Below are 10,691 nucleotides of genomic sequence, written 5' to 3'. Positions count from 1 at the left end.
GCTCAACGCGCCGCTGGTCAACTATTACGAGCACGGCACCTTCCTGACGCTGAACCACGCCCACACCGCGCTATTCGGCGCGTTCGGCGAGCTGGCGATCGGGCTGATCTATTTCTGCCTGCGCTACATCCATGCCGAACGGCCCGCCTTCAGCGAGAAGCTCGGAATGTGGGCGTTCTGGCTCTACAATGGCGGGCTCGTTCTGTGGATCCTGCTGAACTTCTTTCCGATCGGCTGGCCGCAACTCGACGCCGTCTATGAGCACGGGCTGGCCTATGCCCGCAGCAGCGCGTTCTACAACACGACGCTGTTCTGGCAGTGGATGCGCCTGCCGGGCGATGTGGTGTTCGCGATCGGGGCACTGCTGATGGCCTGGGACTTCGTTGTCAAGCTGCGCCCGCTCTATCCGCAGGCCATCGACAGACTGATCTTCCGTAGGTCGCTGGCGGTCAGCCCCCAGGCAGCGGAATGATCATCAGCAGGAAAGCGCATCGCTCGGGCGTTGCCATCGGCAAAAGAATTGGTTGGCGCAACGCAGAACGAGAGAACGAAATGTCCGAGGCCTACATTCCCTATGCGCCGCTCGATACGCTCAAGCCGATCGCGGACGACGTGTGGATCGTCGATGGTCCCGAAATCCGTATGGGCTATCTCGGCATGAAGGTTCCCTTTTCGACGCGCATGACGATCGTGCGCTTGCCCGACGACGCAATCTGGATTCACTCGCCGATCGCGTTCGACGAGACGTTGGCGAACGAAGTCGAAAGGCTCGGGCGCATTGCCTTCGTCGTAGCACCGAACACGCTGCACTATTGGTACGCCCCTGATTGGAAGAGGCGTTTCCCTGATACGAAATTCTTCTACGCGCCTGGCCTTGAGGCCAAGGCAAAATGCGCACTTCCCGATGGCGAGCGCCTGAGCGAAACTCCCCCTTCCGACTGGGCCGACGTTCTCGATCAGATTTGCGTTGAAGGTGATCTATTGAACGAGGTGGACTTCTTCCATCACCCCTCGCGCACGCTCATCCTCACCGACCTCATCGAGAATTTCGAGCCCAAGCGCGTGAAAAGTCACTTCTGGCGCTCCATGATGCGTCTCTTCGGCGCCGCCGATCCCGACGGCAAGGCGCCTTTCGATATGCAGATGACATTCTGGCGTCATCGTGCAGCTATCGGCCGGGCGGCGCAACAGATGATCGACTGGAATCCGGAGCGCATCGTCATCGCGCACGGCCGCTGGTACGAGGAATGGCGCTGCAGAGCTACGTCGTGCCTTCCGCTGGGCTCTGTAGCGCTCCAGCTGCTTTGCTTCCATAACCCCATCCTCTCAACAGTTGGGGCCTCCGGCATATGTGTGAGCGAGAGCAGCCGCTTCGGCTTGATATAGAGAGAAGCGGCAACGACCGGAGAGATTTGCTAGCCGGTCGCCGGATCGATAGCCGGGTCTCGAAAGCATCACCGCCTCCCGCGGCCTAAGCCGCCCCCGCCACCTCCACGCTCCACACAGCGGCGGAAAGCGGGCAGATGCTGGTTTCGGGAGGCGTCTTGCAGGCGGAGCATGACGGAATGCGCTTGGGCGTCGGTCACTTGCTCAAGAAGGCGAGAATACATCGCATCGTTTTCAATCTCGGCCTGCACCGCGTCTGTGCAAGCCTGTTCCACGGACTCCGGTGCTTTGACGCGCGGCGCCCAAGTATCCTCTGGCGGAGTTGCGCCCAAACGGCGGAACTGAGCCAAGAACGCAGCGACATGTCGGTCTTCAGCTTCGACGATATTTACAAACGGGCGCACAGGCCCAAAGCGCTCGATGACCTTACGATAGGTAGCCCGCGCTTTGTATTCGTCGTCTAAAGCCTCCGAAAGGGCTTCAATCGTCCGCCTATCAGTCATAGGCCCCTCCATCATGATATGCCTTCAGCTATCAACTCGTCGTGGAGAGGGTGTGCACATGAACGTCACGCCCCGAATGCTTCTTGAGAATACTAACGGCTCGTTTTTCGCCTTCCCCATCCCATGTCAACGGCGGAGAGAATCCCGGCCGGAGGGGCGGAGTAAAACCAGGCCAGTTGTGCGCGATCGCCGACATGCAAAGGGGCCCGATCGGGCCCCTTTGCATGTCGGCGGCGAAAATTTTGCAGGGCTACGTCGGGGAGATTTCGCCTGTTTCGGGATCGACGAGCTGATCGGCGGCTGACTGAGGCTCCTCGCTCCGCCGGGCCTTCGATTGCTTGAGCCGGTAACTCTCGCCGTTCATTTCGAGAATGTGGACGTGATGGGTGAGGCGGTCGAGCAGCGCGCCGGTGAGACGCTGATTGCCAAAGACGCTCGTCCATTCGTCGAACGGCAGATTGGACGTGACGATCATGGAGCCGCGTTCGTGGCGCTGGCTGAATACTTCGAAGAGCAATTCGGCGCCGGTCTGCGACAGTGGCACATAGCCAAGTTCGTCGACGATGAGCAGCTTGACGGCGGCGAGTTGCGCCTGGAGCCTGAGCAGACGCTTTTCATCGCGCGCCTCCATCAACTGATGCACGAGGCCGGCGGCGGTGGCGAAGGTGACGGAAAGCCCGCGCTGACAAGCGGCGAGGCCGAGCGCCAGGCAGACATGCGTCTTGCCCGTGCCACTGTTGCCCAGCGCGATGATATTGTCGCGGGCGACGACATATTCGCAGCGCGCCAGTTCGAGAACGAGCGGCTTGTTGAGCGAAGGGATAGCGGTAAAGTCGAATGTGTCGAAGCTTTTCACCGCCGGGAAGCGCGCGGCGCGGATGCGTCGCTCGACCATGCGTCGTTCGCGATCGATGAGTTCGAGTTCGACGAGGCGTAGAAGGTATCGGACGTGATCCTGACCTTCGCGCGCCGCCTCGGCCGCGACCTTCTCGTATTCGCGCAGGATCGTCGGCAATTTGAGCTGCCGCAAATGATGCGCGAGCAACACCCGTGGCGGCGCAGGGGTATCGGCGGAGGCGGACGTGGTCATGCCGCCTCCCTGGAAACGAGCGCGAGATAATCGGCGGGCGAGGTCGTCTTGACGCTCGGCGACGGCAGATAGGGATAGGCGGCAAGATCGAGACGGGCGGGCCTGTTCTCCAGCTTGGCGACGACGAGCTGTTTGACCGCGTCGAAGCCGATGGCGCCCAGTCTTATGGCGTCGAGCGCCGCGCCGACGACGATGGCCTCGGGAAAAACCTCGGTCAGCCGCAACACCTGAATGAACTCGCGCTTGCCGCGCTTGCCCATACGCGCTTCCAGAAGCCGGCGCAGATGCGCGAGAGTCTCTGGCAATGTCCAGCCTTGCAAGGGCGCCGCCTGATCGAGCGCGCCCGGTTTTTGCTCCAGCAGCGCCAGATAATGACGCGGCTCGAAAACAAAGTCGTCGCGGGCGTAGCTGCGCGCATGGCGGGCGATCAGGGCGCCTGTGGAGGTGATCGTGCCGAGTGGAGACTACTGCGCGACTTCCGTTAAGATGTGCCTGCTTCGGGAGCCGGGCGTGCTCGGAACCGGATGCTCCTGCCATATTCCCGGCGGCATTGCGCGCGGCCTCGTGGAATAATCAGTAAAACTCAAGGCGGACTGCGACCCCATCGGGGCCGCAGTCCGCCTTGAAATTATCTATCTTGCACAAGGTTCTCCCTTTCATCGGCCCCGGTGATCGACTGCCGGCCGACATCCAAACTTCAGCCCAGACCCGTTTCGTCGAAGTCGCAATCGTCCTCGAGTAATTGGTCGCCGTCGCCAAGCCCCAAGGCGCCGTCAAGATCGATGTGCTCCCGAGGCTTTTGCAAAAACCCCTCGTCCTCGAGTCGCTCGACGTCGGGAAGATCGCGCAGAGTGGCCAGCCCGAAGACCTCCAGGAATTTTCGCGTCGTGACATAAGCGAAAGGCGCGCCGGGTTCTGGCGCGCGAAGAGCGCCGTCGATCAGGCCATGGCACTTGAGTGCGCCGATCACGTCGCGGCTAATCTCCCGCCCAGCAAGACGGGACAAGTCGCTGCGCGTCGCGGGTTGCAGATAAGCGATCGCGGTCACCGCCAAAATCTCGGTCGGGGTCAGCTCGGGCGCGCCGGCGTGACGCAGATCGACCCCCCCCGCCGCCCGGATCGCCGGCGCGAAACGGGGCCTGGTGCGCAATTGATAGCCCCCCGCGACATGAACGAGATCATAGGGCCGCGCGCGCAATTCGTCGCGGATGTCGGCGATAAGGTCATCGAGATTGCAGGTCGAACCAACCAGCATGGCGAGCGCTTCGCGCGGCACCGGGCTTCGCGCGGCGAAAATCACCGCTTCGACGCGCCCCATCCACTCGCGCCAGCGCGCCGCTTCCGGCAGGTCCATAAGAACCGGATCGAAAGCGTGGTGAAACGCGCGCTTATTTCGGCGGCCCATGATTGCGCCTCACAAACCATAGAGCCGGAAGCTCGCTCGCCCGGAAAGCTCGCGCACGGCGCCAAGTTCAATGAGCCGATCGAACAGACGCCGCGCGCCGCGGTCGGTGAGCCTTGCCGTTTTCGCGGCGCACGCCGGCGCAACGCAATCATCGGCGAGCAGCATCTCGATGACGCGCCCTGCGCCTTTGGCGCGCAATTTCGGCGCGACATGTGAAAGCTTTTGCGTGCGACGCGAAAGATCAATAGCGATGTCGAACGCCTGTTGGGCGGAAAGCGCATAAGCGCCGGCCAAAGCGTCAGCCCAATCAGGATCGCTCGGGCGCGGACGGCGGCCGTCGCGATCCTTGCGCAGCGCGGGATGCCCGATCGCGGTCGCAATGAGCGGAAGCGGGCGACTCCAGCCTAGCTTTTGCGCCAGGGCGGCGTCGGCGAGCCAGAGCCCGAAAATCTCCGCGTCGATCGCCGGAACGGCCGCCAAATGATACATCGCCGCTGCGCTCACGCCCGCCGCCGCGGCAAGCGGATCATTGGCGCTTGTCATGATTTTTTGCAAGGCGTCGGCGAACCTGTGCGCCTCCAGGGCGCCTTGCGCCCCGATATGTTCGGCGGCCGCCGACAAAGTCGGCGCTTCAAATTTCACGGCGCGCGTCGCAAACAGCCGCCACAGACGATGAACGCGCCCTGAAGGACTCGTCTCGACGCCGACGCCGGAGAGATGTTCGGCGTCGCGCAACGCCGCTTCGTCTTCGCGCAGCCGGGCGAGACGGACGCTAGTCGCGGCGGCCTTGAGCGCGAGTCGTTGGCGGAGGACGCCAGAAAAAGGAGGTTCAGCGCCATCCTCGCCGGTGCGTAAAATCATATCGAGAGGGGCGATCCCGGCGCCGGCGAAAAACATCGCCGACTCAGCGCCGCCGGCGGCGCCGCAGAGTCTCGCCCAATGTGGAAATGGCTGGATTTCCGGGAGAGTTTGCGCAAGCGACGGGCCGGTTTGGCGCCGACGGGCGACGCGCGACGGACGCCTCGCAGCGATGGGCGCAAGCTCGGATAAGTCGGGCGAATCGCTTTCCAGCATGCGCGGAATCGTAGCCGCAGATCGAGTCCGGCGGCAAGTTCTGACGGCGCTTTAAGATTGAAATCTTCGCATAATCCGCCGCGCTTGTCGTCACGCGCGCATGTCCGATAATGTGGGCTTATAGTGAGCCTTCTATTTTGCCCTTCGGTTTCTTGATAATGCTTTAGAGAGGCGACCAAAACGAAGTGTTCTTACCGTGTATCCGCGCCCCGTAGGCTTCATGCGTTCCGAAGTCGCCGACATTCGCCGCCAGGCTCGCGCATTCCAGCAAATGGCGCACGGCGTGCTTGTAGCGGCTGGATCGGCTCTGATCGAGCGCGAATTCGAAGCACGACCAGCGCACGTCTTGCACGACTTCGCTTCGGTTCAACGCGTCGAGCGCCTCGATGCGCGCGTCTTCTCATTCGAATTCGGGCCAGCCGGGTCACCGCGATCGGCGGCTTGGAGAGTCTGCCCTAGCCGACGGCGAGGCCGCAGCGTCGCCTGACTTTGTCGCTCAGCTCCATGATCGTCATGTCCGGCTTTTCCTCTATCTGCGCGAGAATGAAGTCGGCATGCGCCTCGATGCGCTGCGAGCGGTGGTCGCCGTCCATTTTCGCCGGGCCGACGTCGCCGGTGATCTCGACGCGCTTGGCCCAGCACACGTCGGTCGCCGGACCGATATCGAACCGCGCGGCGGCCTGACGGCGCGACATCCCGCCCCGGATCGCCTTCATCACCTTCTCGCGAAGATCCATCGACAGCGCCCTGATCCCCTCCCGGGCCACTCGCGCCAGTCAATGCCGATCGGCGGTCCGCTTACGATATGGGAATCCGCCCGGCTTTATTGAATCGCCATGCTCGGACGATGCTTTAGCGCTGGAGTTCTAAAGGCACCCCGTCTGGGCCACCATCGGGAAATGCCTGTCGGCGGTGGAATCGTGCGCGGCGTCGAGCCTCCTCCCCTAGCCTCTGGCGCCGCGGGGTGACCTGAGCGCCGCGGAGCGGGCGCTCGGCGGGCTTGACGCGAGGTCGCTAGGTGTTGCTCGTTTTCCGCAGCGCCCGCGCCAGCTTGTTCCTCCTGCCCGGCCAGCGCTTGGCTCTTGCTTTGCTCGGGCGATAATGAAGTCTTCGGGGAAGTGTTCTTCGGATTGCTTCGACGCTTCGGAGCGCCGCCTTCCGCCGGAAGGAGTCGCCTCCAGTCTTTAGGGATGCTTGCTGCGGATCGCGAGGATTTGCAGCCCTCGCATCTTCTCGGCGAACTTGCCTTCCCTGGCTAGCGTCCCCTGCCCTCTTCGGACCCAGCATCTCGCGCGCACCCGCCGAGCGATCGACGCCGTCCGCTCCGCCGGCGGGAGTGTTGCGATGTCTATGAGGAAAGAGCGCGTGTATCTCGGCAAGTTTTTTTGGCCTAGAGGGAATCCTGGCTGTTGATCGGCGTCCCACGAGGGCGCAGTGATCGACGTGAGACGAGCGCAGACGCCAAGAAGAATCGGTTTCGGTCGCATAGTGCTCCGCGAGATGGGTGGGGAAGAATTCAAAGGCGTAACGCCGCTGAATCCCGTCGCCTTCAATCCGGATTAGACGCATCACAGGAACGAGGAGTCCTTTGAGCGCAACGACGCGACACTCGAAAGACACCCCTTCAGTGTCATCGTGCTTCTCGTAGCGGGCATTGTCGCGAACCTCGCCGACAAGGCGAGGGATGGGCCCTCCGGTATGGCGCTTCGATTCTTCGGCGGGCGCGTGAGTGCCCACCACTATTCTAACCTCTGCGTATCGCTTGCGGGACCAATATCGAACCGAGTGTCGGGGCGAGACATCTCGCGCAGTATCGCCTTCATCACCTTCTCGCGAAGATCCTGCGACAGCGGCACGATCCTCGTCCAGCCGCTCCTGCACTCAATGCCGAGCGGCGCTCCGCCTTTGATTTGGGAATCCTCACCGCCCTTTTTGAGTCGCGGCGGGCACTGATGGATCTGCATGGCGCGTTTCGCAACGGCGGCGGTAGGGGGAACCTGAAATTCATCGCGACGCGCGACACGCTCCTTCAACAAGCTCGATTGTGAGCACCTTATGTGTGGAGATGCTTGCGCCGCAATCGGAGGTGGGACAAAGCGAGGCTCGTAGGGTGGCGGGGCGTAGAGCCTCGATAAGAATTGTGGGAGCCCCGCTGCGGCGACAGTAAAGAACTCTCAGGTCGCGGGGTCTTTTCGGCCGCCGCTCTCTTGCCTCGCCACGCGCGGACGGCCGCCTCGGCCACGGCTGAGTCGCCCGGGCGGCAACGCGATGTTGATCTAAAGTCGATTGCCGCGGTTCCGAGCTCGGAACTCTCGTTTGGAGCAGATGCGCTGCCCAACGGGGGCGAACGTGGAACCCAGACTGCGTAATGCAGATAAGGCAGGGGCGGCGAAAAGAAGTGTTCCGAGCTCGGAACTTTTTTGCCTCATGCGTCGCGATTCGGAATTGTTCGGGCGAACATACGACCGCCTGCCGCGACATGCCTGCAACAAATAGTCGTGATTCCGATCAACGATTCGTTAACGAAAAATGGCCCCGGACTAGGCTTGCTGTTTGATGCGAATCGGCGGATGCTCGTTACGATCAAATCCGATGGACGCGAATAGATCGTAACTAGCATGAGCCTGCCCGCCCCACGCGTTACACTCGCTGACGAAGGCGACACCCTTATGGTGGAGCTCGGGGAGATATTGTCGAATAATCTCCAGGAGCTGAGGAGCAAGCTCTTCCCTCCGAATTCACAAAAGGGGCTTCGATCATTTAGTTGCGCGGAAGCGGCAAAGCTCATCGGCGTGAGCGATGCCTATCTTCGCCAAATATCCTTGGACGGTAAGGGCCCGGAGCTGGAAACGACTCCAACCGGACGCCGCCTCTATACGCTTCAACAGATCAACGAAATTCGGGAGCTTCTGGACGTCGGGGGTGGCGCGCGGCGCTACGTCAAACGCCGGCGCGACGGCGAAAAGCTACAAGTAATCGCGGTGTCAGGGTTTAAGGGCGGGATAGGAAAAACAATCCATAGCGCCCATTTGGCCCAATACCTCGCTCTTCAAGGATATCGCGTTCTAGCAATCGATCTCGATCCGCAAGGCAGTCTCAGCACCATGTTCGGATATCACACTGAAACCGAGGTGCAACCGAATGAATCGCTATACGGGGCGCTTCGTTATGATGATGAGCGCGTCCAAATCGAAGAGGTCATACGCGAATCGTATTTTGATGGAGTGTTCTTCGTCCCGTCATCAATACATTTGATGGAGTTTGAACACGCCACCGCGGTTAATCGAGGGGTCAAGGGCAAGACGCCATTCTACAAAGCTCTCAGAGTGATGCTTGACCGGGTAGAAGAGAATTTCGACTTTGTCATCTTCGATTGTCCGCCGCAACTGGGCTACCTCACGCTCTCTGCCTTATGTGCAGCAACGACTGTCATCATTCCTTGTCATCCGCAGATGTTGGATGTCTCATCGACCTCCCAGTATCTGCTGATGGCAGGGGATCTCTTGGCTGTGTTTCGGGATTTTGGGCTCGTTTTGAAATACGACGCCTTTCGTTTTCTCGTGACGCGTTTTGAGCCTACAGATTTGCCGCAACAGCAAATGGACACTCTAATGCGGCGACTCTGCGGTGAGCATGTCCTAAAGAATGCAATGCTAAAAACAACGGCGATCTCCGACTCATCTTTGTCGAAGCAGACTCTCTATGAAGTGGAGCGCACGAGTTTCAGTCGGAGCACATACGATCGAGCGATTGCGGCAATGAATGCCGTAAACTCTGAAATCGAGGAGCTTCTCCTCGCTGTATGGGGACGTAAGGCATGAGCAGGCGGGACACGTTGAAGAGCTTGCTAGCAGGAGACCCTGACGCTGGTTTTGCTGATGACACTTCGATCCCATCAACGCTGGTGCACTCTGTTCGTCCGCGTGGAGCGAATTTGAGGATCAAGACCGGCCCCATTCTGCATCTCGCGTCGGATCTTCGGGCTGAGAGTGGCGACGCTGTGATTGAGGTCGATCCAACTTTGATCGATTCCTCATTTATCAAAGATCGAATTGACGGCTTCGACAGCGAGCATAGCGAGCTCGTGGAATCGATACGTGATCACGGACAGCAAGTTCCTGTGCTTCTGCGTCCGCACCCCGATAATAGCGCTCGATATCAAGTGGTGTATGGACATCGTCGTGTGCGGGCATGTCAGTCGTTGGGTCGCGCGGTTCGTGCAGTAGTGAAGACACTGACGGACGCGCAGTTGGTGGTTGCTCAAGGACAAGAAAATTCCGCGAGAATGGCTCTGAGTTACATTGAGCGAGCGTTTTTCTCGATACGGCTCAGCGACAGTGGTTTTGAACGCGACGTGATTATGGCCGCGCTGAGCGTGTCGAAATCTCACCTGTCGACGCTTATTTCGGTCGGTCGACGGATTCCCGCCACCATAATTCAGGCCGTTGGCCCAGCTCCAAAGACAGGTGAGCCGAGATGGGTGGCGCTTGCAGATCGACTTGAAGTGTGTGGAACGGAGATCGCCGCTGCGGTTATCGGATCGGAAGCGTTCGGCTCCGGCGATAGCGACGAACGTTTTCTCACCTTGTTCAACGCGTTGCAGCCCCAAATCGAAAGACCCTCACTCGAGTCGAAGTCCTGGTCGGTGGATGGCGGCCGACCTATCGCGACGTTCCGAGAGGGTGGGAAAAGGGCTTCGTTGATCGTTGATCAAAAGGAGGCACCGGAGTTCGGGCGCTTTCTTTTCGCGCAGCTTCCCGAACTCTACAGGGACTTCCTAAGAGCCAAGGAGGCTTCTGCCGAGACGTCGGCGAAATGAAATTATGCCCATACTTGCGTTTTTTGCGAGAGCGTTGCCGACCCGCGTAACTAACTCACCGAGGAGATAGCAGCAAAAGAAAGAGGCCCCCGATCGTTGCCGAACGGAAGCCCCTGTGTGTCTTAAGCAACCACAAGGTCTCACTTCCGCGAATCACTGTCAAGAGTCGGCGCCATTTCGGCGAGCAGATTTCTTTTGCCTGAAAGAGGCGAAGGATCATGCGCACACATTCAACGACGCCCTTTGGGCGGCGACCGCTGTCGCTTGCCATGTTGGCGGCGCAGGCGGCGACGCGAGATTTCGCGGCAAAACCCGACGCGTCCGAGACTGTCGTCCATAAATGGCGGCTGTTTCGCGCGCTCACTGAAGCCAAAGCGCCGCTCGGCGTCACCGATCGGGCGCTATCGGTCTTGC

At 60.4% G+C, this 10,691-nt stretch carries 9 protein-coding genes and 3 pseudogenes; 5 read left to right on the top strand and 7 right to left on the bottom strand.

The window, feature by feature from the left end:
* Together ACR65T_RS07120 and ACR65T_RS07115 are read left to right on the top strand one after the other, a co-directional pair.
* The coding region (locus ACR65T_RS07120) for a cbb3-type cytochrome c oxidase subunit I (protein WP_434495819.1) at positions 1-472 on the top strand (472 nt) is incomplete at its 5' end.
* Between the two features lie 80 nt (positions 473-552).
* Complete coding sequence (locus ACR65T_RS07115; RefSeq protein WP_434495818.1) at positions 553-1,386, top strand: DUF4336 domain-containing protein; 834 nt, start codon at positions 553-555, stop codon at positions 1,384-1,386.
* Between the two features lie 68 nt (positions 1,387-1,454).
* Here ACR65T_RS07115 and ACR65T_RS07110 read toward each other — a convergent pair whose 3' ends face one another.
* The 7 genes and pseudogenes from ACR65T_RS07110 to ACR65T_RS07080 form a co-directional block, all read right to left on the bottom strand.
* Positions 1,455-1,889 carry a ferritin-like domain-containing protein gene (locus ACR65T_RS07110; protein ID WP_434495817.1) on the bottom strand — a complete coding sequence of 145 codons (435 nt, stop codon included), beginning with the start codon at positions 1,887-1,889 and terminating at the stop codon, positions 1,455-1,457.
* Positions 1,890-2,139: 250 nt separating this feature from the next.
* Complete coding sequence (gene istB, locus ACR65T_RS07105; RefSeq protein ID WP_434495816.1) at positions 2,140-2,979, bottom strand: IS21-like element helper ATPase IstB; 840 nt, start codon at positions 2,977-2,979, stop codon at positions 2,140-2,142.
* Positions 2,976-3,416 (bottom strand): annotated as a pseudogene (locus ACR65T_RS07100) (IS21 family transposase); the annotation flags it as partial. The pseudogene ACR65T_RS07100 and the gene istB, both read right to left, overlap by 4 nt.
* A gap of 260 nt (positions 3,417-3,676) precedes the next feature.
* Positions 3,677-4,384: an SMC-Scp complex subunit ScpB gene (scpB, locus tag ACR65T_RS07095; RefSeq protein WP_434495815.1), complete on the bottom strand. Its 708-nt coding sequence runs from the start codon at positions 4,382-4,384 to the stop codon at positions 3,677-3,679.
* A gap of 9 nt (positions 4,385-4,393) precedes the next feature.
* Positions 4,394-5,458 carry a DUF1403 family protein gene (locus ACR65T_RS07090; protein WP_434495814.1) on the bottom strand — a complete coding sequence of 355 codons (1,065 nt, stop codon included), beginning with the start codon at positions 5,456-5,458 and terminating at the stop codon, positions 4,394-4,396.
* Positions 5,459-5,621: 163 nt separating this feature from the next.
* Positions 5,622-5,792 (bottom strand): annotated as a pseudogene (locus tag ACR65T_RS07085) (DUF6880 family protein); the annotation flags it as partial.
* 124 nt (positions 5,793-5,916) lie between these two features.
* A pseudogene (locus ACR65T_RS07080) lies at positions 5,917-6,195 on the bottom strand (IS630 transposase-related protein); the annotation flags it as partial.
* A 1,881-nt stretch (positions 6,196-8,076) separates the two neighbouring features.
* Between ACR65T_RS07080 and repA the strand changes: the two are divergent.
* The 3 genes from repA to ACR65T_RS07065 form a co-directional block, all read left to right on the top strand.
* Positions 8,077-9,279 carry a plasmid partitioning protein RepA gene (repA, locus tag ACR65T_RS07075; protein WP_292529926.1) on the top strand — a complete coding sequence of 401 codons (1,203 nt, stop codon included), beginning with the start codon at positions 8,077-8,079 and terminating at the stop codon, positions 9,277-9,279.
* Complete coding sequence (repB, locus tag ACR65T_RS07070; RefSeq protein ID WP_434495813.1) at positions 9,276-10,277, top strand: plasmid partitioning protein RepB; 1,002 nt, start codon at positions 9,276-9,278, stop codon at positions 10,275-10,277. Before repA ends, repB begins: the two co-directional genes overlap by 4 nt.
* 218 nt (positions 10,278-10,495) lie before the next feature.
* On the top strand, positions 10,496-10,691 hold a 196-nt coding region (locus tag ACR65T_RS07065; protein ID WP_434495812.1), incomplete at its 3' end, for a helix-turn-helix domain-containing protein.

It is taken from the genome of Methylocystis sp. (assembly GCF_051061285.1).
GTDB lineage: Bacteria > Pseudomonadota > Alphaproteobacteria > Rhizobiales > Beijerinckiaceae > Methylocystis.
Note: the sequence above shows the minus strand (reverse complement) of the source record. Positions and strands in the feature narration are given on the sequence as shown.